Source organism: Streptomyces sp. NPDC048441, assembly GCF_043200235.1.
GTDB lineage: Bacteria > Actinomycetota > Actinomycetes > Streptomycetales > Streptomycetaceae > Streptomyces.
The window spans coordinates 55,934-76,037 of sequence record NZ_JBICXM010000009.1 but is presented as its reverse complement, the minus strand read 5'-3'; the positions used below and the strand labels follow the sequence as shown (position 1 = coordinate 76,037).

The 20,104-nt window shown below is 68.8% G+C and carries 16 protein-coding genes and 2 pseudogenes; 14 read left to right on the top strand and 4 right to left on the bottom strand.

Annotated elements, in window-relative coordinates; genetic code table 11:
• Positions 1 to 129: 129 nt before the first annotated feature.
• From ACGFSB_RS22850 to ACGFSB_RS22810, 9 genes and pseudogenes are all read left to right on the top strand, one after another.
• On the top strand, positions 130 to 1,296 hold the full coding sequence (locus tag ACGFSB_RS22850) for a mandelate racemase/muconate lactonizing enzyme family protein (RefSeq protein ID WP_393402177.1): 1,167 nt from the start codon (positions 130 to 132) through the stop codon (positions 1,294 to 1,296).
• Positions 1,293 to 2,318 carry a zinc-binding dehydrogenase gene (locus ACGFSB_RS22845; protein ID WP_393402175.1) on the top strand — a complete coding sequence of 342 codons (1,026 nt, stop codon included), beginning with the start codon at positions 1,293 to 1,295 and terminating at the stop codon, positions 2,316 to 2,318. The genes ACGFSB_RS22850 and ACGFSB_RS22845 overlap by 4 nt, the downstream gene beginning before the upstream one ends.
• 159 nt (positions 2,319 to 2,477) lie before the next feature.
• Positions 2,478 to 3,446: a hypothetical protein gene (locus ACGFSB_RS22840; protein WP_393402173.1), complete on the top strand. Its 969-nt coding sequence runs from the start codon at positions 2,478 to 2,480 to the stop codon at positions 3,444 to 3,446.
• 3 nt (positions 3,447 to 3,449) lie between these two features.
• A complete protein-coding gene (gene chvE, locus ACGFSB_RS22835; protein WP_393402171.1) occupies positions 3,450 to 4,577 on the top strand; it encodes a multiple monosaccharide ABC transporter substrate-binding protein in 1,128 nt (375 codons plus the stop codon).
• 17 nt (positions 4,578 to 4,594) lie between these two features.
• Positions 4,595 to 6,133: a multiple monosaccharide ABC transporter ATP-binding protein gene (gene mmsA, locus ACGFSB_RS22830; RefSeq protein ID WP_393402762.1), complete on the top strand. Its 1,539-nt coding sequence runs from the start codon at positions 4,595 to 4,597 to the stop codon at positions 6,131 to 6,133.
• A gap of 10 nt (positions 6,134 to 6,143) precedes the next feature.
• Positions 6,144 to 7,373: a multiple monosaccharide ABC transporter permease gene (gene mmsB, locus ACGFSB_RS22825; protein ID WP_393402169.1), complete on the top strand. Its 1,230-nt coding sequence runs from the start codon at positions 6,144 to 6,146 to the stop codon at positions 7,371 to 7,373.
• Between the two features lie 123 nt (positions 7,374 to 7,496).
• Positions 7,497 to 8,651: an aldose epimerase family protein gene (locus ACGFSB_RS22820; protein WP_393402167.1), complete on the top strand. Its 1,155-nt coding sequence runs from the start codon at positions 7,497 to 7,499 to the stop codon at positions 8,649 to 8,651.
• 56 nt (positions 8,652 to 8,707) lie between these two features.
• Positions 8,708 to 8,887 (top strand): annotated as a pseudogene (locus tag ACGFSB_RS22815) (pectate lyase); the annotation flags it as partial.
• A gap of 107 nt (positions 8,888 to 8,994) precedes the next feature.
• Positions 8,995 to 9,492 (top strand): peptidylprolyl isomerase, encoded by a 498-nt coding sequence (locus ACGFSB_RS22810; RefSeq protein ID WP_393402164.1) that lies wholly within the window; start codon positions 8,995 to 8,997, stop codon positions 9,490 to 9,492.
• Between the two features lie 51 nt (positions 9,493 to 9,543).
• Here ACGFSB_RS22810 and ACGFSB_RS22805 read toward each other — a convergent pair whose 3' ends face one another.
• A complete protein-coding gene (locus ACGFSB_RS22805; protein WP_393402162.1) occupies positions 9,544 to 10,221 on the bottom strand; it encodes a ThuA domain-containing protein in 678 nt (225 codons plus the stop codon).
• 136 nt (positions 10,222 to 10,357) lie between these two features.
• On the opposite strand from ACGFSB_RS22805, the pseudogene ACGFSB_RS22800 reads away from it, so the two are divergent.
• Positions 10,358 to 11,545 (top strand): annotated as a pseudogene (locus ACGFSB_RS22800) (pyridoxal phosphate-dependent aminotransferase); the annotation flags it as partial.
• A 162-nt stretch (positions 11,546 to 11,707) separates the two neighbouring features.
• Here the strand turns inward: ACGFSB_RS22800 and ACGFSB_RS22795 are convergent.
• The gene (locus ACGFSB_RS22795) at positions 11,708 to 12,676 is read right to left on the bottom strand and encodes a LysR family transcriptional regulator (protein WP_393402160.1); all 969 of its coding nucleotides are present in this window, start codon (positions 12,674 to 12,676) and stop codon (positions 11,708 to 11,710) included.
• A gap of 102 nt (positions 12,677 to 12,778) precedes the next feature.
• Between ACGFSB_RS22795 and ACGFSB_RS22790 the strand changes: the two genes are divergently transcribed.
• The gene (locus ACGFSB_RS22790) at positions 12,779 to 13,609 is read left to right on the top strand and encodes an oxidoreductase (protein ID WP_393402157.1); all 831 of its coding nucleotides are present in this window, start codon (positions 12,779 to 12,781) and stop codon (positions 13,607 to 13,609) included.
• 45 nt (positions 13,610 to 13,654) lie between these two features.
• On the opposite strand, the gene ACGFSB_RS22785 is transcribed toward ACGFSB_RS22790, so the two are convergent.
• Positions 13,655 to 14,842 carry a methyltransferase gene (locus ACGFSB_RS22785; protein WP_393402155.1) on the bottom strand — a complete coding sequence of 396 codons (1,188 nt, stop codon included), beginning with the start codon at positions 14,840 to 14,842 and terminating at the stop codon, positions 13,655 to 13,657.
• A 124-nt stretch (positions 14,843 to 14,966) separates the two neighbouring features.
• Between ACGFSB_RS22785 and ACGFSB_RS22780 the strand changes: the two genes are divergently transcribed.
• The 3 genes from ACGFSB_RS22780 to ACGFSB_RS22770 are packed head-to-tail and all read left to right on the top strand — an operon-like array spanning position 14,967 to position 19,602.
• On the top strand, positions 14,967 to 16,436 hold the full coding sequence (locus ACGFSB_RS22780) for an aldehyde dehydrogenase family protein (RefSeq protein WP_393402152.1): 1,470 nt from the start codon (positions 14,967 to 14,969) through the stop codon (positions 16,434 to 16,436).
• The gene (locus ACGFSB_RS22775; RefSeq protein WP_393402148.1) at positions 16,433 to 18,016 is read left to right on the top strand and encodes an APC family permease; all 1,584 of its coding nucleotides are present in this window, start codon (positions 16,433 to 16,435) and stop codon (positions 18,014 to 18,016) included. The genes ACGFSB_RS22780 and ACGFSB_RS22775 overlap by 4 nt, the downstream gene beginning before the upstream one ends.
• A 23-nt stretch (positions 18,017 to 18,039) precedes the next feature.
• The gene (locus tag ACGFSB_RS22770) at positions 18,040 to 19,602 is read left to right on the top strand and encodes a GMC family oxidoreductase (RefSeq protein ID WP_393402147.1); all 1,563 of its coding nucleotides are present in this window, start codon (positions 18,040 to 18,042) and stop codon (positions 19,600 to 19,602) included.
• A 23-nt stretch (positions 19,603 to 19,625) separates the two neighbouring features.
• On the opposite strand, the gene ACGFSB_RS22765 is transcribed toward ACGFSB_RS22770, so the two are convergent.
• On the bottom strand, positions 19,626 to 20,102 hold the full coding sequence (locus ACGFSB_RS22765; protein ID WP_393402144.1) for an NUDIX domain-containing protein: 477 nt from the start codon (positions 20,100 to 20,102) through the stop codon (positions 19,626 to 19,628).
• Positions 20,103 to 20,104 lie beyond the last annotated feature (2 nt).

The window sequence follows — 20,104 nt, the reverse complement described above, 5'->3', positions numbered from 1 at the left end:
GGCCCCGGGTCATCCGAAGGCCCAAGACCATTTCGTGAGACCCATTGACACCCCACCGCCTGCGTGATTACCGTCACGCCAACATTTCGAACGTGTGACGAAATACCGAACAACCAAGGGGCAACTGCCTTGCGTATTACGGGAATCAGCACGCACGTGGTGGGGACGCCCTGGCGCAATCTCACCTACGTCCAGGTCCACACCGACGAAGGCCTCACCGGCGTCGGCGAGACCCGCATGCTCGGCCGCACCGACGCACTCCTCGGCTACCTCCAGGAGGCGGCGGCCAACCACATTGTGGGGTCCGACCCGTTCGCGGTCGAGGATCTCGTGCGGAGGATGAAGTACGGCGACTACGGCCGGGCCGGCGAGATCGTCATGTCGGGCATCGCCTGCGTGGAGATGGCCTGCTGGGACATCAAGGGCAAGGCCCTCGGCGTGCCCGTCTGGCAGCTGCTCGGGGGGAAGGTGACCGACAAGGTCAAGGCGTACGCGAACGGCTGGTACACCACCGAGCGCACCCCGGAGGCGTACCACAAGGCCGCGCAGGCCGTCGTCGAGCGGGGCTACCGCGCCCTGAAGATAGACCCGTTCGGCACAGGTCACTTCGAGCTCGACCAGGCGGGCACGTCGTACGCGGTCTCGCTCATCGAGGCCGTCCGGGACGCGATCGGGCCCGACGCCGAGCTGATGCTGGAGATGCACGGCCGGTTCAGCCCGTCCACCGCGGTGCGGCTGGCGAAGGAACTCGCGCCGTTCAAGCCTGCCTGGCTCGAGGAGCCGGTGCCGCCGGAGAACCTCAAGGCGCTCGAAAAGGTTGCCGCCAAGGTGGACATGCCCATCGCCACCGGTGAGCGCATCCACGACCGGATCGAGTTCCGCGAGCTCTTCGAGTCCCAGGCCGCCGACATCATCCAGCCGGACCTCGGCCACATCGGCGGCATCCTGGAGACCCGCAAGCTGGCGGCGACCGCGGAGACGCACTACACGCTCATCGCGCCGCACAATGTCGGCGGCTCGGTGCTCACCGCGGCCTCGCTCCAACTCGCCGCCTGCACGCCCAACTTCAAGATCCTGGAGCACTTCAACGACTTCGCGGACGCGGAGATCAAGAAGGTGGTCAAGGGAGCGCCCCAGGTGGATCCCGAGACAGGCTGCTTCGAGGTGTCCCACGCGCCCGGCCTCGGCGTCGAGCTCGACACGGACGCGGCGGCCGAGTTCCCGCAGCAGCAGGCGCGGTTCGACCTGTGGGCCGAGGGCTGGGAGAAGCGCGCCCCCAAGGCGGCCGGGAAGTGAGCAGCGACTCGTCCTCGCGCGCGATCGTCGTCGACCGTCCCGGCTCGCACCGGCTCACCGTCGGGGCACGGCCCGAGGCGGGGCCCGACGAGGTCCTGGTCCGGGTGTCCGCCGCCGGGATCTGTATGAGCGACCGCGAGGTGTACGACGGTCACCGGGACGCCGCTTATGTGCGCTACCCGGTGACTCCCGGGCACGAGTGGTCGGGCACGGTCGAGGCCACCGGGGACGGTGTCGACCCGGCGCTCACCGGGCGGAAGGTCGTCGCCGAGGGGTTCCGCGCCTGCGGGACCTGCGAGCAGTGCCGGTGCGGGGAGACGAGCCTGTGCGGCGGCGGGTACGCGGAGACCGGGTTCACCGAGCCCGGCGCCTTCGCCGACCATGTGGCCGTCCCTGCCCGCCTCTTGCACCTCCTGCGCCCGGACGCGGACCTCGCGGCCGCCGCCCTCATCGAACCCGCCGCGGTCATCGCGGGCGCGGTGCGGACGGGGCGGCCGAGCCCCGGCGAGCGGATCGCGGTGGTCGGCGCGGGCACCCTCGGGATGCTCGCGGTGCAGCTGCTCGCCGCCTCGTCGCCCGGTGAGCTCGTCGTGATCGACCCACGGACCGAACGCGGCGGGCAGGCCCTCGAGTTCGGGGCGAGCGAGAGCCTGACGCCCGCCGACGCGGAGGCGTACCACGGCCGTTTCGACCTGGTCGTGGAGACCGCGGGGGCGCCGGGCACGGCCGCTTCCTCGTGTCTGCTTGCACGAAGGGGCGGCCGGGTGGTGCTCACCGGCATGTTCACTCCCGGCGCCGTCGGCATCGATCCGGTGCATCTCTCGCTGAGCCAGCTGGAGGTGCGCAGCGTCTTCGGCGCGCCGTCATCCGCCTGGTCGTACGCGGTCCGGGCGTTCGGGCTCGGGCTCATCGACCCGGCACCGCTCATCACGCACGAATTCCCCCTGGAGCGCTTCGGCGAGGCTCTCGCGCTGGTCGGCGGCGGTGACCCGAAGACCGGGAAGGTGCTGCTTCGTCCTTGAGATGGACCCGAGATGCCCCCGAGACGTACGGCGGTACGTGGTGACCATCGCCCGCACACCCCTCGTACCGCCGTACACCCACTGAACCGACCGGCGTACGAAATACCGAACACGGCCCGACCGAACACGGCCCGACCGAACACAGCCCATGGGAGCCCCGTGACCAGCCCGTCAGAACCTCGCCGCCCCGGCGTCGACGCCCTCGCCCGCATCGGGCACCCCGTGCCCGCCATCGATCCGGCCGACGCGTCACCGCACACGTTCCCCGACGGCGGCACCTGGCGCACCGAGATTCCTTCCGTGGAGGGACCTGAGGCGCTCGCCGTCGTACTCAAGGAGAGCTCGCGGCTCGATGTGCCGATCCACCGGATCAGCCAGGGCAGCGGCATCTGGATGCTCACCGACGACGAGATCACCGAGATGGTGGAGGCCTGCGCCGAACGGGACATCGAGCTCTGCCTCTTCACCGGGCCGCGCGGCACCTGGGACATCGGCGCCGCGACCCGCACCGACTCCGGCGGCGGCGGCCTTCGCTCGCGCGGCCATGACGCGCTCGCCGGATGCGTCGAGGACGCCGTGCGCGCCACCGAGTTGGGGGTGCGCTGCCTGCTCGTCGCCGACGAGGGCGTGCTGTGGACACTGCACCGGCTGCGGGTGGCCGGCGTGCTGCCCGCCGACACCACGTTCAAGGTGTCGGCGCTCATCGGCCCGGTCAACTCGGCCTCGTACGCGGTCTACGAGCGGCTCGGCGCCGACTCGCTCAACATCCCCTCCGACCTCACCCTGGACCACCTCACAGAGATCCGCCGGGCGAGCCGCGCCCCGATGGACCTGTACGTCGAGGCGCCCGACGACCTCGGCGGCTACGTCCGGATGTACGAGGCGGCCGAGCTGATCCGGCGCGGCGCCCCGCTCTACCTCAAGTTCGGCCTGAGCAAGTCCCCAGGCATCTATCCCTACGGTGCCCATCTGCGCGACCAGACCCTGGACACCGCTCGCGAGCGGGTGCGCCGCGGCCGTCTCGCCCTCGACCTGCTCGCCCGGCACGGAGCGGACGGCGGGATGTCGCCGCTCGGCTCCCGCCTGCCGGGTGAACTCCAGCGCTTCCCCGTCCCGGAAGGGGACTGACCCATGAGCACCCGCATATCCATATCCAGAAAAGTACGTCTCACCGCCGCCGTGGCCACCGTCGTGCTGCTCGGCTCGCTGACCGCCTGTGGCCAGGAGGCCAAGGGCGGCAGCCGCTACCAGCCGGACGAGGGCAAGGGCAGCACCATCGGCCTCGCGATGCCCACCAAGGCCTCCGAGCGGTGGATAGCCGACGGCAACAACATGGCCAAGCAGTTCAAGAAGGCCGGATACAAAACCGATCTGCAGTACGGCGACAACAAGGTCGAGAACCAGATCGCCCAGCTGGAGAACATGATCACCAAGGGGCGCAGCCTCCTGGTGGTGGCCGCGATCGACGGTTCCGCGCTGTCCGAGGTCCTGCAGCGCGCGGCCGACGCGGGCATCCCCGTGATCTCGTACGACCGCCTCATCCTCGGCACCGAGAACGTCGACTACTACGCGTCGTTCGACAACGAGCGCGTCGGCCGCCTGCAAGCCCAGTACATCGTCAAGAAGCTGAAGCTGGGCAAGCCCGAGAAGGGCGGCGACACGAAGAACATCGAGCTGTTCGCGGGTTCGCCGAACGACAACAACACGAAGTACTTCTGGAACGGCGCCATGAAGGTGCTCGAGCCGTATTTCAAGAGCGGTCAGCTGACGGTCCGTAGCAAGCAGACGAAGATGAACCAGGCCACCACTCTGGACTGGGACGGCGGCACCGCGCAGAAGCGCATGGACGACCTGATCAGCAAGAACTACGGTTCCGCGAAGGTCGACGCGGTCCTTTCGCCGTACGACGGGATCTCGATCGGGATCATCTCCGCGCTGAAGAGCGCCGGTTACGGTTCCAAGAGCGATCCTCTGCCGGTGATCACGGGGCAGGACGCGGAGCTCGCGTCGGTGAAGTCCATCATCCGCGGCGAGCAGACGCAGACGGTGTTCAAGGACACCCGCAAGCTGGCCGCTCAGGCGGTGTCCATGGGCGACGCGGTCCTGAACGACAAGAAGCCGAAGGTCAACAACACCAAGGACTACAACAACGGCAAGAAGACCGTGCCGTCCTTCCTCCTCGACCCGGTCAGCGTCGACAAGTCCAACACCCAACTCCTGGTCGACGAGGGTTACTTCAACGCTGGGCAGCTCAAGTGAGCGCGCCCATACTGGAGATGCGCGGCATCACCAAGACGTTCCCCGGCGTCAAGGCGCTCTCCGATGTGAATCTGACCGTGGGCCCCGGGGAGATCCACGCGATCTGCGGCGAGAACGGCGCGGGCAAGTCGACGCTGATGAAGGTCCTCAGCGGCGTTCACGAGCACGGCAGTTACGACGGCGAGATCCACTTCGAGGGCGAGCGAATGGCCTTCAAGGACATCCGCGCCAGCGAGAAGCACGGCATCGTGATCATCCATCAGGAGCTGGCGCTCGTCCCGTATCTGTCCATCGCCGAGAACATCTTCCTGGGCAACGAACAGAGCAGCCGTGGCTTCATCGACTGGAACGACACGCTGCGCAGAGCGAGCGCGCTGCTCAAGCGGGTCGGTCTGAGCGAGAAGCCGCAGACTCCGGTGGCCGACATCGGCGTGGGCAAGCAGCAGCTCGTGGAGATCGCCAAGGCTCTGTCGAAGGAGGTGAAGCTGCTCATCCTGGACGAGCCGACGGCCGCCCTCAACGACGGGGACAGCGCCAAGCTCCTCGACCTCATCCTGGAGCTGCGCGATCAGGGCATCGCCTGCATCATCATCTCGCACAAGCTGAACGAGATCCGGGCCATCACCGACTCGGTGACGATCCTGCGCGACGGGCAGACCATCGAAACCCTGACGGTCCGTGAAACCCCGCAGTCCGAACCGCAGGTGGCGGAGGACCGCATCATCCGCGGCATGGTCGGCCGCGATCTCGACCACCGCTTCCCCGACCGCACGACCTATGAGGGCGAGGACGCGGGGTCACTCGCGTTGTCCGTGCAGGGCTGGACGGTGCGGCACCCGGTCGACCACCAGCGCAAGGTCGTCGACGACGTGTCGCTGACCGTGCGGCGCGGCGAGATCGTCGGCATCGCGGGCCTGATGGGCGCGGGGCGCACGGAGCTCGCGATGTCCGTCTTCGGGCGTTCGTACGGTCAGTACGTATCCGGCACGGTGGCCGTCGGCGGGCGCGAGGTGATGACGAAGACCGTGCCCGCGGCGGTCGACGCCGGGATCGCGTACGTCACCGAGGACCGCAAGCAGTACGGCCTGAACCTCATCGACAACATCAACCGCAACATCTCGCTGGCCTCGCTGCCGGGGATGCGGCGCAAGGACGGCTTCGTCGACGAGCACCAGGAACGCTCCGTCTCCGAGCGCTACCGCAAGTCGATGAACATCAAGGCCCCCACCGTCTTCGAGCAGGTGGGGCGGCTCTCCGGCGGCAATCAGCAGAAGGTCGTCCTGAGCAAGTGGATCCACGCCGATCCCGAGGTCCTGATCCTCGACGAGCCGACGCGCGGCATCGACATCGGCGCCAAGTCCGAGATCTACACCGTCATCGACAAGCTGGCGGCCTCGGGCAAGGCGGTGCTCTTCATCTCCTCCGAACTGCCCGAGCTGCTCGGGATGTGCGACCGGATCTACACGATGGCCGAAGGCAGGCTGACCGGCGAGGTCGACCGCGCGGACGCCACCCAGGAACTCCTGATGCGCCACATGACCAAGAACAGAAGCTGAGGCAGCCGCCATGACCACCACGACCACGCCACCACGTGACACCTCGTCCACGCCGTCCGCCAAGGAGTCAGCGCGTGATCTGCTCCTGCAGAGCGTGCGCTCCAACATGCGCCAGTACGGCATGCTCGTCGCCCTGGCCTTCATCGTCATCCTGTTCCAGATCTGGACCGACGGCACGCTGCTCCTGCCGAACAACGTGTCCAACCTGATCCAGCAGAACGGCTACATCCTCATCCTGGCCATCGGCATGATGATCGTCATCATCGCCGGTCATATCGACCTGTCCGTCGGCTCGTTGGTCGCCTTCGTCGGCGCCATGTCGGCGGTGATGATGGTCAAACATGACATGCCCTGGGTGCTCGCACTCGTCCTCTCGCTCCTCATCGGCGCGGTCGCGGGAGCGTGGCAGGGCTTCTTCATCGCGTACGTCGGCATCCCGTCGTTCATCGTGACCCTTGCCGGGATGCTGCTCTTCCGCGGTCTCACACAGATCGTCCTCGAGGGCCAGTCGCTCTCGCCGTTCCCCGAGGGCTTCCAGAACATCGCCAAGGGGTTCATCCCCGAGGTGGGCCCGTACACGCAGTACCACAACCCGACCCTTGTGCTCGGTCTGGTGACGGTCGTGTTCCTGCTCTTCCGCGAGTGGCGCAGCCGCAAGCAGCAGCTTGCGTACGACCTCGACGTGACGCCGACGGGCCTGTGGGTGGCCAAGCTGGTGGCGATCTCCGCCGCGGTCGTCGCCTTCACCCTGACCCTCGCGAGCTTCCACGGCGTACCCGTGGTGCTGCTCATCATGTGCGGCCTGCTCATCGCCCTCGGCTATGTGATGCGCAACGCGGTCGTCGGACGCCACGTCTACGCCCTCGGCGGCAACAAGGCGGCGGCGAAGCTGTCCGGCGTCAAGGACAAGCGCGTCACCTTCCTGATCTTCGTCAACATGGGCGTCCTTGCCGCCCTCGCGGGCTGTGTGTACGCGGCGCGCCTGAACGCGGGCACTCCGCAGGCGGGCCTGAACTTCGAACTCGAGGCGATTGCGGCCTCGTTCATCGGCGGCGCGTCGATGAGCGGCGGCGTCGGCACGGTGATGGGGGCCGTGATCGGCGGCCTGGTGCTCGGCGTCCTCAACAACGGCATGTCCCTGGTCAACATCGGCACCGACTACCAGCAGGTCATCAAGGGGCTGGTGCTGCTCGCGGCGGTCGGGTTCGACGTATGGAACAAGCGGAAGGTCGGCCGTTAGGCGACCGCGACCGCAGGAAGCACGGTGATCAAACCGCAGGCCGTGGGGGGCTGATCGCGCAGTTCCCCGCGCCCCTGCCGGGGTCCGACCCGTCCCAATCCACAACTGCCTTTGGAGCCGCAAATGGAAACGAGCAGACGTACCGTCCTGGCCTCCGCTGCCGCCGTCGGCCTCACCGCTGCCGGCACCGGCACCTCGTACGCGTCGCCGAGTCCCGGCAGGACGCCCACCAAGGAACTCTTCGGCAAGCTGGCCGACGGCACCAAGGTGTACCGCTGGTCCCTGGCCAACGGCGGCACCCGGATGAAGGTGCTTTCGTACGGCGGCATCGTGCAGTCCCTCGAACTACCCGACCGGCACGGCCGGTACACCAACGTCTCCCTCGGCTACGACACCATCGAGGCTTACGTCGCAGGAACCACGTTCTTCGGCGCGCTCATCGGCCGCTACGGCAACCGCATCGCCAAGGGCCGCTTCACCCTCGACGGCAAGACCCACCAGCTCTCCGTGAACGACGGCGAGAACAGCCTGCACGGCGGGGCCAAGGGCTTCAACACGCGAGTGTGGGACGTGGAGCCGTTCGCCGGCTCCACGGGCGTCGGCCTCGTCCTGCGATATGTGAGCGTCGACGGCGAGATGGGCTATCCCGGCACGCTTCGAGTGAAGGTGACGTACACCCTCACCGCACGTGGCGACTGGCGCATCGACTACGCGGCGACCACGGACAAGGCCACCGTGGTGAACCTGACGAACCACACGTACTACAACCTCGGGGGCGAGGGCAGCGGCGGCATCTACGACCACGAACTCACCCTGGCAGCGGCCCGGTTCACGCCCACGGACTCCGGTCTCATCCCGACGGGCGAACTGGCGAAGGTGGCGGGCACGCCCTTCGACTTCCGGCGCGCGAAGACGGTCGGCGAGGACATCCGTGTCTCGCACGAGCAGCTGGTGACCGCCAAGGGCTTCGACCACAACTGGGTCCTGGACAAGGGCATCACGAACCGCCCCGAGTCCTTCGCGACGCTGCGGGACCCGGATTCGGGGCGCACCCTGAGGATCGCCACGACCGAGCCGGGTGTGCAGTTCTACTCCGGGAACTTCCTGGACGGCACCCTCACCGGGCCTTCGCGGCGCACCTACCGGCAGGGCGACGGTCTGTGCCTGGAGACGCAGCACTTCCCGGACTCCCCCAACCAGCCGAAGTTCCCCTCGACGGTACTGCGGCCCGGCGAGACCTACCGGTCGAGCACGGTGCACAGCTTCTCGGCGCACTGAGCCGCGCCGTGGCCCTGAGAGGACACACCTTGCGCACCTCACGTACCTCGCGCATCTCGAAGCTCGGCTCCGGCACGGTCTCGGCCGCCAACAACTGGGACAGCGGTGTCGCGACCCCCGCCTTCCGGTCCAAGGACGCCACCACGGTGTACGGCGCCCGCCAGGTGAGCTGCGCCCTGCCATCGACAACGTTCCTGACGACCGGAAGCACCGCCATCGGCTCGACCATGGACTGACCATGGACTGAATGCCGATGGCATCATGCCTGGTCACCGGGGTTGCGCGAGGTTCACCGGGGGGTTCGGTTGGCGGCCGGGGACAGGGCAATGACAGGATGAGGACCATGACAATCAAGGCTTATTTCGACATCACCATCGACGGCCAGCCGGAAGGCCGCATCACGTTCAACCTCTTCGACGACGTCGTGCCGAAGACCGCGGAGAACTTCCGCGCGCTCGCCACCGGCGAGCAGGGCTTCGGTTACGCGGGCTCGAAGTTCCACCGCGTCATCCCGGGCTTCATGCTCCAGGGCGGCGACTTCACCGCCGGCAACGGCACGGGCGGCAAGAGCATCTACGGTCCCAAGTTCCCCGACGAGAACTTCCAGCTCAAGCACACCAAGGAGGGCCTGCTCTCGATGGCCAACGCGGGCCCGAACTCCAACGGCTCGCAGTTCTTCATCACCACGGCCGTCACGAGCTGGCTCGACGGCAAGCACGTGGTCTTCGGTGAGGTCGCGGACGCGGAGAGCCTGGCGCTCGTCAAGAAGATCGAGGGCTTCGGCTCGCAGTCCGGCGCCACCAAGGCCGAGGTCGCCATCTCTGCCTCCGGCGTCCTCTAGCACCTGGCATGAGCCCCCGCCGCACTGGGCGGGGGCTCACCCATGCCCGCTTCAGGCCTCCGCCTTCCGCCTTCCGCCGAGCCCGGTCACATACCGCAGACCGCCCAGGAGGTGGGCGCGGAAGTCCGGGTCCGCGTAGGCCTCGTCGGCGTGGCCGAGCGCCGTGTAGAACATCGGGCCGCCGCCGTGTTCGTGGCACCACACCATCGGGTGATCTGTACCCATTCCGCCCCCTTCGTACGAGGACTCGTCGGCGGATGCCAGGACCCGCACCGCACCGCGCGGTGATGCCCGGAAGTCGTACCACTCGTCGGTGAACTCCCAGGCGGCGGCGAGGTGTTCGGTGGCGGGGTGCGCGTGGTCCTCGACCGTCAGGCGGCCGTGCTGGTAGGCGGGGTGGCGGGCGAAGCGCGCGCCGACGAGCTCGCCGTAGTACGGCCAGTCGTACTCGGTGCAGGCGGCGGCGTGGACACCCATGAAACCGCCGCCCGCCGACCGGTGTGCCCGCAGCGCCGCCCGCCCGGCAGGGGTGAGGACGTCACCGCTGGTGGAGAGGAAGACGATCGCCGCATAGCCGGAGAGGTCCTGCTCGAAGGCGGCCGGATCCTCGGTCGCGACGGCGGAGCAGCCGCCCCCGGCGGCGAGCTCGCACAGGGCGGCGACTCCTGCCGGGATCGACGCGTGGCGGTAGGCGGTCGTCCGGCTGTAGATCAACAGGCGCGGGCTCATGGACCTGATCGTAGAAGCCATCCCCCGGGCCCGCCGGGCGGCACCTCACCCACCACTCAAGCCCCACCGGTTGAGCAAGCCCGCCCCCGCGTACGTATGAACGAGAGACACCACCTCCCCCACCCGGAGGCCTCCCATGGCAGACGCGGGCAACGTCACCGCCCTCTTCCGCGCGTCCACCGCGCACACTCCCTCGTACTCCGCGCTGAACAGGGCGGCGGCGGACAGCGGACGGCCGCTCGTCGACTTCTGCATCCCGTGCAATCCGTACTTCCCGACCCCTGAGATGTACGAGGAGCTCGGCGGGCGGCTGCGGGACATCCTCACCTACTACCCGAGCGGCGCGGACACCATCGCGGCCGAGCTCAGCGCCGTGCTCGGGCTCAATCCGCAGACGGTCGTCATGGGCAACGGATCGACCGAGCTCATCACCTGGATCGACCACCTGCTCGTGCGCGACGCGCTCGCCGTGCCCGTGCCGACGTTCGGGCGGTGGACCGATCAGCCCAGGGAGACGGGCAAGCGGGTCGACATGTTCCTGCTTCCGGAGGCTGACGGATTCGCGCTCGATCCGGCGGCGTACGTCGACTTCATCCGCGCCCGCGGCTCCCGCACGGCTGTCATCTGCAACCCCAACAACCCGGACGGAGGCCTGCTTCCGCGCCGTTCCGTACTCGCACTCCTCGACGCGTTGCAGGATCTCGACCTGGTCGTCGTCGACGAGTCGTTCCTCGAATTCGCCGACGCCGGACCGGAGTCGAGCGTCGCCGACGAGGCGGTTCTGCGCCCCAATGTCATCGTGCTGCGCAGCCTCGGCAAGAACTTCGGGCTGCACGGTGTGCGCTTCGGCTATCTCGTCGCCAATCCCGGCCTGGCTGGCAAGGTACGTGCCGCGCTGCCGAAGTGGAACCTCAACTCCTTCGCGGAGACAGTGGTGTTCATGCTGAAGCAGCACCGCCACGCCTATGAACTGAGCCTGCGTCAGGTGCGGCACGACCGACAGGAGATGATCTGGCACCTCGGCCGGCTCCCCGGCCTGGCCAGCTATCCCTCGCAGGGCAACTTCGTGTACGTGCGGCTGCCCGACGGCGTCGACGGCACTTCCCTGCGGGACCGGCTCCTCACGGAGCACGGCATCCTCGTCCGCGAGTGCGGCAACAAGATCGGCAGCTCCAGCAGGTTCGTACGGCTCGTGGTCCGTCCCGCGACCGACGTACAGCGCCTGGTGAGCGGCCTCGAACAAGTGCTGTACGCGGACCGGGGCGGCACGGGGCTGCTGCCGGTCCCCTACGGCTCGGGCAACCCCGCGGTGGACCGCCTTGTGATGCGGGCCTGACATGCGAAAGCAGCCGGGTTCGACGTTCGTGATTTCGAACGTCATCTGATACTCCGAACGTCGAAACGGTAAGGGGGTGTTGAGGCAAGGTCAACGGCTGCGCCGAGATACGCCTGCGGGCTGCCGCTCAGCGCGTCGGTGAGCTCCTGTTCAGCCCGTCGGTGAGCTCCCGCTCAGCCCGTCCGCGAACCCCTGGTCCGCCCGCCCGAGCGCCTCCCCGCACGCCTTGATGTACGCGCTCACCAGCGGGCGGCTGCCGTCGCCCGTACGCCAGGCCAGGACGAACCGGCTCGGCGTGATGCCGCGGACCGCGCGCGTGACGACGCCGCCCAGTGTGATCAGGGGTGCGTTGCCCGCGGCCACCAGGCAGACGCCACGGCCGTCCACCAGCGCCTCGTACGTCTCGTCGGTGCTCGCGATCTCCGCACCGATGCGCGGCGGACGGTGACCCGCGCGGGCGTCCAGGGCAAGCCAGTAGTCCCGCAGCGCGCCCGCGCTCTCCGGCAGGGCGAGGAAGGGTTCGTCGATGAGATCCGCGAAGTCGACCTCGTCCAGGGCCGCGAGGCGGTGCCCCTCGGGCAGGGCGACATGACGCGCCTCCTCGGCGACCACCACCCACTCGTAGCGCTCCAGGTCGGGAAGCGGCAGCCAGATGAAGGCCACGTCCGCCGTGCCGTCCGCGAGTCCTGCGCTAGCGTCCTCCCAACTCACCTGCCGCAGCCGGATCGTGGCGGCCGGATGCGCCTCGCCGAAGCGGGACCGTACCGCCGGAAGCAGTCCGCCACGAGCCGGTCGCGTACTCATGCCCACAGCGAGCGTGGACCGCTCCTCGGTCTTCACGCGCTCCACCGACTCCACCCCCGCCTGCCAGCCGGAGATGACCTGTCGGGCGTACGGCAGGAGCACCCCACCCACGGCGGTGAGCCGCACGCCGCGGTGGTCCCGGACGAAAAGATCCGCGCCCAGCTGCCGTTCCAGCGCCCGTATCTGCTTGCTCAGCGCGGGCTGCGAGACGAAGAGCCGCTCGGCCGCCCGCGTGAAGTGCAACTCCTCTGCCACCGCGACGAAGTAGCGAAGATCCCTGCTGTGTACGTCCCTGCCGTGTAGGTCCATAACCATCAGCTATCACGTCAGGTCTTGGACGGGCCACCCGATTCGGCCGCAGGCTGATCCACATAGCCGGGAGCGGATGAACCGGCCCACACCTCAAGGGAGTTCGTGATGACGAAGGTATGGCTCGTGACGGGCGCGACCAGCGGCTTCGGCCGGGCGATCACCGAGGCGGCCGTCGCCGCGGGCGGCGTGGTCGTGGCCACCGCACGCGACGCCGCGTCCCTGGACGACCTGGTCGCCGCCCACCCCGACCAGGTAGAGGCGCTCACCCTGGACGTGACCGACACGGCTGGCATCGATGCCGCCGTGTGTGACATCACCGACCGGCACGGCCGCATCGACGTCCTGGTGAACAACGCGGGCCGCAGCCACGTAGGCGCCCTGGAGGAGGACTCGGACGCCGACCTGCGCGCCTTGTTCGACGTGCACGTCTTCGGCCCGGCCTCGCTGACCCGCGCCGTCCTTCCGCACATGCGGGCACGGCGCTCGGGAGCGATCGTGCAGATGAGCAGCATGGGCGGGCAGCTGTCCTTCGCGGGGTTCTCGGCGTACAGCGGCACGAAGTTCGCCCTTGAGGGGATGTCTGAGGCGCTGGCCCAGGAGGTGGGGCCGCTCGGCATCAAGGTCCTGGTGGTGGAGCCCGGCGCGTTCCGGACGAGCCTGTTCGGCAACACCAGCGCCGGCTCCGTCGAGATCCCGGACTACGCGGAGACGGCGGGCGTCACCCGCACGATGGTCGCGGGCGGCGACGGCGACCAGCCCGGCGACCCGGCGAAGGCCGCCACCGCGATCATCACCGCGCTCGACGCCGACGACACCCCGCTGCGGCTTCCGCTGGGTGACGACGCGGTGGACGCGGTCGTCGGCCACCTCGACGCGGTCCGCGCGGAGATCGGAACGTGGGAGAAGGTGACGCGGGCGACGGCCTTCGACGCCTGAGGCTTTGAGAGCTCTCAGAGCTGCTGAGTGACTCCTGATGCGGTGTCAGCGGTTGCGCTTGACCGCCCGCAGGACCACGAACTTCGGGTCACTGGCCACGACTTGGGAGTTGCCGAAGAGTTTGCGCAGCTTCACGTGATAGTCGAGGTGGCGGTTGCCGACGACCCACAGCTCGCCGCCGGGACGCAATGCGGCGCGTGCTCCGCTGAACATCCGCCAGGCGGTCGCACCGGAGGTCGCCTGGTGGGTGTGGAAGGGCGGGTTGTTGAGGACGAGGTCCACCGACCCCGCGGGGACGGTCGCCAGCGCGTCACCCGCGATGAATTCCGCCCGGGTGGAGTCGGCGGCGTTGGCACGGAAGGTGGCCTCCGCCGAGGCGACGGCGGGGTACGACTCGTCGATGAAGGTGACCGTGGCCTCGGGGTCAGCGACGGCGACGGCGGTGCCGACCACGCCGTTGCCGCAGCCCAGGTCCACGATGTGTGCGGGGCCCCTGCCGGTCGGCAGATGGCGCAGGAAGAAGCGGGTGCCGATGTCGAGGCGGTCGGCGCAGAACACACCCGCGTGGTTGACGACGGTAAGACCGGCGCCCACGCCGGAGTCGGCGTCGAGGACGTAACTGCGCGGCCAGGGGCTCGAGCCGGTTCCGCGCTCCGGATCCGGCGTGCTGAAGATGAGCCGCGCCTTCTGCCGGGCGAGCGACGTCCGCGTAGGGCCGATGATCCGCTCGAACAGGTCGAGCGTCGAGGTGTGGATCTCGGTGACCATGCCGGTACCGACGACGACCGTGCCCGCGTGCAGGGCGGGCGCGAGCCGGTGCAGCTGGTCCTCCAGGAGCGCGAGGCTCTTCGGTACGCGGACCAGGAGTACGTCGATACGGCTCGGCGGGGCGTCGCCTGTCGTCGAGAGCCGCACCGCGTCCGGCGCGAAACCGGCGCGCGCCACATTGGCCCGCGTCGCCTCACGCGCGAGGAACGAGTCGGTGATCAGCGTGGGCCCGTGCTGGGCGAGCGCGGTGGTCAGCGCGCCCCAGCGGTCGCCCACGACGGCCACGGTGCCGGAGAGATCGACGGGCTTCGCCTCGCCCTCCGCCTCGCCCGTGGGCTGCGCCTCGCCCGCGAGATGCCGCAGGAGGTAGGCGTCGGCGGCGGACCAGGCGCGCAGCGGGTCGCGAGGGTCCTCGGGGAATCGTGTGAGGTCGTACGCGCCCCATGACGTGATCAGCTGGTTCATCGTGCCTTCAGGCTAACGGAGTGGCGCCGCTGCCCCGATCAGCGGCTCTTGTGGTGCGCGCGCGGCCCGTGCTCCTTAGCGTCCCTCGTGGAGCACCCGCGCACCCCATCCTCGAGGAGCCGTCATGCCTGAGCTGTTCATCGGCGGAAAATGGACCGCTGCCGTGGACGGGCAGGTGCGGGAGATCCGCTGCCCAGCGGACAACACCCTGGTCGCGACCGTCGACGAGGCCGGGCCGAAGGACGCGGCAGCGGCGATCGCCGCGGCGCGTGAGGCCTTCGACCGCGGCCCCTGGCCCGGCACCCCGGCGGCCGAACGCGGCCGGCTGCTGCTCCGCGTGGCCGATCTGCTCGAACGCGACAAGGACGCACTCGCCCGCGCCGAATCCCTGGACACCGGGAAGCGGCTCGTCGAGAGCGAGTACGACATGGACGACATCGCGAACTGTTTCCGCTACTTCGGCAACCTGACGGCGGCGGGCGGCACCGACCGGATCGTCGACGCAGGCAGCCCTGAGGTGGACAGCCGGGTGGTGCACGAGCCGGTCGGGGTCTGCGCGCTGATCACTCCGTGGAACTATCCGCTGCTTCAGACCGCCTGGAAGGTCGCCCCGGCGATCGGCGCGGGCAACACCTTCGTACTCAAACCGAGCGAGCTGACCCCGCACACCGCCATCATCCTGATGCGACTGCTCACCGAGGCCGGGCTCCCGGCCGGGGCCGCCAACCTGATCCTCGGCGCGGGCCCCACCGCGGGCGCGCCGCTCAGCGAGGACCCGCGGGTCGACATGGTGTCGTTCACCGGCGGTCTCGTCACCGGACGGCGCATCATGGCCGCCGCGGCTCCCACGGTGAAGAAGGTCGCCCTGGAGCTCGGCGGCAAGAACCCCAACATCGTCTTCGCCGACGCCGACTTCGAGGCCGCGGTCGACTATGCCCTGATGGCGATCTTCCTGCACTCGGGCCAGGTCTGTTCGGCCGGTGCGCGGCTGCTCGTCGAGGACGGACTGCACGACAGGTTCGTCGACGAAGTGGTCGAGCGCGCGCAGCAGATCCGGCTCGGCGGGCCCTTCGACGACAACGCACGCACCGGGCCCTTGATCTCCGCCGCGCACCGCGACAAGGTCGAGGCGTACGTGGCGGCGGGCATCGCCGAGGGCGCGGTTCTTCGCTGCGGCGGCGCACGCCCCGACGACGCGGCGCTGCGCGACGGCTACTACTACCCGCCGACCGTGCTCGACGAGTGCACCCCCGGCATGTCGGTGGTCACCGACGAGTCATTCGGCCCGGTGCTCACCGTCGAGCGGTTCCGGAGCGAGGAGGAAGCGATCTCGCTGGCCAACGACACCGTCTACGGACTCGCCGGAGCCGTCTGGTCGCAGGACTCGGGCAAGGCCCACCGCGTGGCGGCCCGGATGCGTGCCGGAACGGTCTGGATCAACGACTTCCACCCTTACGTACCGCAGGCGGAGTGGGGCGGCATGAAGCAGTCAGGCTTCGGCCGCGAACTGGGGCCCGCGGGCCTCGCCGAGTACCAAGAGGCCAAGCACATCTGGCGCAACATCTCACCGACGCCGCAGAGGTGGTTCGAATGAGCAAGGATTCGGGCAAGGGCTCCGAGGCCGCCGACGCCGCCCATCAGCAGAGCCACGACGACGACGCCGCGCTCGGCGAACTCGGCTACCGCCCCGAACTCAAGCGCACCCTCGGCAACTTCCACACCTTCGCCGCCGGGATCAGCTACATCTCGATCCTGACCGGCACCTTCCAGCTCTTCTACTTCGGTGTCAGCTTCGGCGGTCCCGCCTATTGGTGGTCCTGGCCGATGGTCTTCGTCGGCCAGCTGATGGTGGCCCTCTGCTTCTGTGAGCTGGCCGCCCGCTTCCCCATCGCCGGGTCGGTCTACAACTGGGCCAAGCAACTCGGCGGCCCGCACGTCGGCTGGCTCGGCGGCTGGATGATGCTGACGGCCACCATGGTGTCCCTGGCGGCGGTCGCCCTCGCGTACCAGATCACGCTGCCGCAGATCTCCGACACGTTCCAGTTCATCGGGGACGGCAGCGGGACGACCGACGCGGCCGCGAACGCCGTGCTGCTGGGCGCCGTGCTGATCCTGTTCACCACTCTGGTCAACGCGTTCGGCGTCAAGCTGATGGCCCAGATCAACTCCGCGGGCGTGATGATCGAGCTGATCGCGGCCGTCGCCCTGATCGTGATGCTCGCCGCCCACATCACGCGCGGCCCCAGCGCCATCACGGAGACCGGCGGCCTGGGCCACGGTCAGAACCTCGGATACTTCGGGGCGTTCCTGACCGCGTCGCTCGCCTCGGCGTATGTGATGTACGGCTTCGACACCGCGTCCTCGCTGGGCGAGGAGTCCCTCGACCCGAGCCGCAACGCCCCGCGGGCCATCCTGCGGGCGCTCGTCTTCTCGTTCCTCCTCGGCGGGCTCATCCTGCTGTTCGCGCTCCTCGCCGTGCCGGATCTGCACGCGAAGGAACTGTCCGTGGACGGCCTGCAGTACGTGGTCCTGAGCACGCTCGGCTCCACGATCGGCGAGATCGTGCTGTGGTGCGTGGTCGTCGCCATCACCGTCTGCGCACTCGCGGTGCAGGCCGCGGGCATCCGCCTCGCGTTCGCCATGGCCCGCGACAACTGTCTGCCCGCGGCTTCGCTGCTCGCCAAGGTCAGCCCGCGCTTCAAGACCCCCGTGCTGCCCGCGATCATCATCGGGCTCGTCGGCGTCGGCATCCTGGTGATCAACATCAATCAGCCGCAGATCTTCTCGGTGATCACCAGCATCGCGATCATCATGATCTACGTGGCCTATCTGCTGGTCACCACGCCGATGCTGATCAGGCGTCTGCGCGGCCAGTGGCAGCCCGCCGAGGGCAAGTTCTCGCTCGGCAAGTTCGGGCTTCCCATCAACATCCTCGCCGTGCTCTGGGGCGCGGCCATGTCCCTCAACCTGGCCTGGCCCCGCGCGGAGGTCTACAACGCGACCGGAGCCCAGCACTGGTATCTGCGCTGGGGCGCGTTCGTCTTCATCGGCATCGTAGCCTGCGGCGGCTTCGCCTACTACTGGTTCGTGCAGCGGCACAAGGCGGGCGTACTCGCCGAGCACCGCTTCGAAGCCCCGGACCCCACGTCTCCCCCGTCGCCGCCCGCCTCCTGAAACCCCTCTGAGCTGGAGACGCCATGCCCGCAGAGAGTCCCCTGTCCGAGTTCGACTACGTGGTGGTCGGCGGCGGTACGGCAGGCGCCGTCGTCGCCGCACGGCTGACCGAGGACCCGGACGTCAGCGTCTGCGTCCTCGAAGCGGGCCCTTCGGACGTCGGCGACGACAGCATCCTCCAACTGACCCGGTGGATGGCCCTGTTGGAGTCCGGCTACGACTGGGACTACCCGGTGGAGCCGCAGGAGAACGGCAACAGCTTCATGCGCCACGCCCGAGCCAAGGTGCTCGGCGGCTGCTCATCGCACAACTCGTGCATCGCCTTCTGGGCCCCGGCCGAGGACCTCGACGAGTGGGGCGCCCTCGGCTGCACCGGCTGGAGCGCGGCGGACTGCTTCCCGCTCTATCAGCGCCTGGAGACCAACGACGCCCCCGGCGACCACCACGGCCGCTCGGGCCCGGTGAACATCATGAGCGTCCCGCCGAACGACCCGTGCGGATCAGCCGTCCTCGAGGCCTGCGCGGCGGCGGGCATCCCCACCACCCCGTTCAACACCGGAAAGACGGTGGTGCGCGGCGCCCACTGGTTCCAGATCAACTCCCGCCCTGACGGCACCCGTTCGTCCGCGTCGGTGTCGTATCTGCATCCGATCCTCGGCAAGCGGCCGAACCTCGAAGTACGCACGGGCCTGCAGGCCAAGCGGCTGCTCTTCGACGAGGACCGGCGCTGCACGGGCGTCGAGTATCTGGAGCCCGACACCGTTCACAGCGGTACGGTGACGGCGCGCCGCGAGGTGATCGTCTCCTGCGGGGCCATCGACTCGCCGAAGCTCCTGATGCTCTCGGGTATCGGTCCCGCCGAGCATCTGCGGGAATCCGGGGTCGAGGTACGGGTGGACTCCCCCGGTGTCGGCTCGCACCTCCAGGACCACCCCGAGGGCGTGATCATGTGGGAGGCGAAGCAGCCGATGGTCGACACCTCCACGCAGTGGTGGGAGATCGGCATCTTCGTGGACACCGAACCGGGCCTCGACCGCCCGGACCTGATGTTCCACTACGGCTCCGTGCCCTTCGACCTGAACACCTACCGGCGCGGCTATCCCACCACCGACAACGCCTTCTGCCTCACCCCGAACGTCACCCGGGCCCGCTCCATGGGCACGGTCCGTCTTCGCACCCGTGACTTCCGGGACAAGCCGATGGTCGACCCGCGCTACTTCACGGACGAGCACGACATCCGTGTGATGACGTACGGGCTCCGGCTCGCCCGCGAGATCGCCGCCCAGGCCCCGCTGGCCGACTGGGCGGGCACGGAACTCGCGCCGGGCCGGAAGGCCACGACCGACGACGAGCTCTTCGACTACATCCGCGAGACCCACAACACCGTCTATCACCCGGCGGGCACCGTGCGGATGGGCGCGACGAGTGACGCCGATTCGCCGCTCGATCCCGAACTGCGCGTCAAGGGCGTCACCGGCCTGCGGGTGGCGGACGCGTCGGTCATGCCGTTCCTGCCCGCGGTCAACCCGTGCATCACCACGATGATGATCGGCGAGAAGTGCGCGGATATGATCAAGTCGAGTTGATCAAGTCGGGCTGAGCGGCGGGATCACTGCCGGTCGAACCACGTCGGCTGCTCCTCCGCCATGGCCTGCTTGATCCTGAAGACCCCGAACTCGTGCAGCTCGTCGGGCAGTGCGTCGAGCGCGAACCAGCCCACGTCGAGCGACTCGTCGTCGTTGACCCGGGCCTCGCCGCCGACGGCACGGCAGCGCAGGGTGATGTCCATGAACTGGCAGGTGTCGCCGTTCGGGTACGTCACGGGCTCCAGGGCCTCGACGAGCACCACGCGCTCGGGCACGCAGTGCACCGCGGTCTCCTCGAACACCTCGCGCACGGCACACGCGGCGGGCTGCTCCCCCGGCTCCGGGATGCCGCCGATGACCGACCACTTGCCGTTGTCGGAACGCCGTCCGAGGAGCACTCTGCCGTCGTCGTCGAAGACGATGGCGGTGACCCCGGGAAGCCACAACAGCTGATGCCCTGCGTCGGCGCGGATCGAGCGGATGAAGTCAGGAGTAGCCATGC

Coding starts and splice junctions, on each gene's coding strand:
- chvE (WP_393402171.1), top strand. CDS start 3,450: ATGAGCACCCGCATATCCATATCCAGAAAAGTACGTCTCACCGCCGCC.
- mmsA (WP_393402762.1), top strand. CDS start 4,595: ATGCGCGGCATCACCAAGACGTTCCCCGGCGTCAAGGCGCTCTCCGAT.
- mmsB (WP_393402169.1), top strand. CDS start 6,144: ATGACCACCACGACCACGCCACCACGTGACACCTCGTCCACGCCGTCC.
- ACGFSB_RS22820 (WP_393402167.1), top strand. CDS start 7,497: ATGGAAACGAGCAGACGTACCGTCCTGGCCTCCGCTGCCGCCGTCGGC.
- ACGFSB_RS22810 (WP_393402164.1), top strand. CDS start 8,995: ATGACAATCAAGGCTTATTTCGACATCACCATCGACGGCCAGCCGGAA.
- ACGFSB_RS22805 (WP_393402162.1), bottom strand. CDS start 10,221: ATGAGCCCGCGCCTGTTGATCTACAGCCGGACGACCGCCTACCGCCAC.
- ACGFSB_RS22795 (WP_393402160.1), bottom strand. CDS start 12,676: ATGGTTATGGACCTACACGGCAGGGACGTACACAGCAGGGATCTTCGC.
- ACGFSB_RS22790 (WP_393402157.1), top strand. CDS start 12,779: ATGACGAAGGTATGGCTCGTGACGGGCGCGACCAGCGGCTTCGGCCGG.
- ACGFSB_RS22785 (WP_393402155.1), bottom strand. CDS start 14,842: ATGAACCAGCTGATCACGTCATGGGGCGCGTACGACCTCACACGATTC.
- ACGFSB_RS22780 (WP_393402152.1), top strand. CDS start 14,967: ATGCCTGAGCTGTTCATCGGCGGAAAATGGACCGCTGCCGTGGACGGG.
- ACGFSB_RS22775 (WP_393402148.1), top strand. CDS start 16,433: ATGAGCAAGGATTCGGGCAAGGGCTCCGAGGCCGCCGACGCCGCCCAT.
- ACGFSB_RS22770 (WP_393402147.1), top strand. CDS start 18,040: ATGCCCGCAGAGAGTCCCCTGTCCGAGTTCGACTACGTGGTGGTCGGC.
- ACGFSB_RS22765 (WP_393402144.1), bottom strand. CDS start 20,102: ATGGCTACTCCTGACTTCATCCGCTCGATCCGCGCCGACGCAGGGCAT.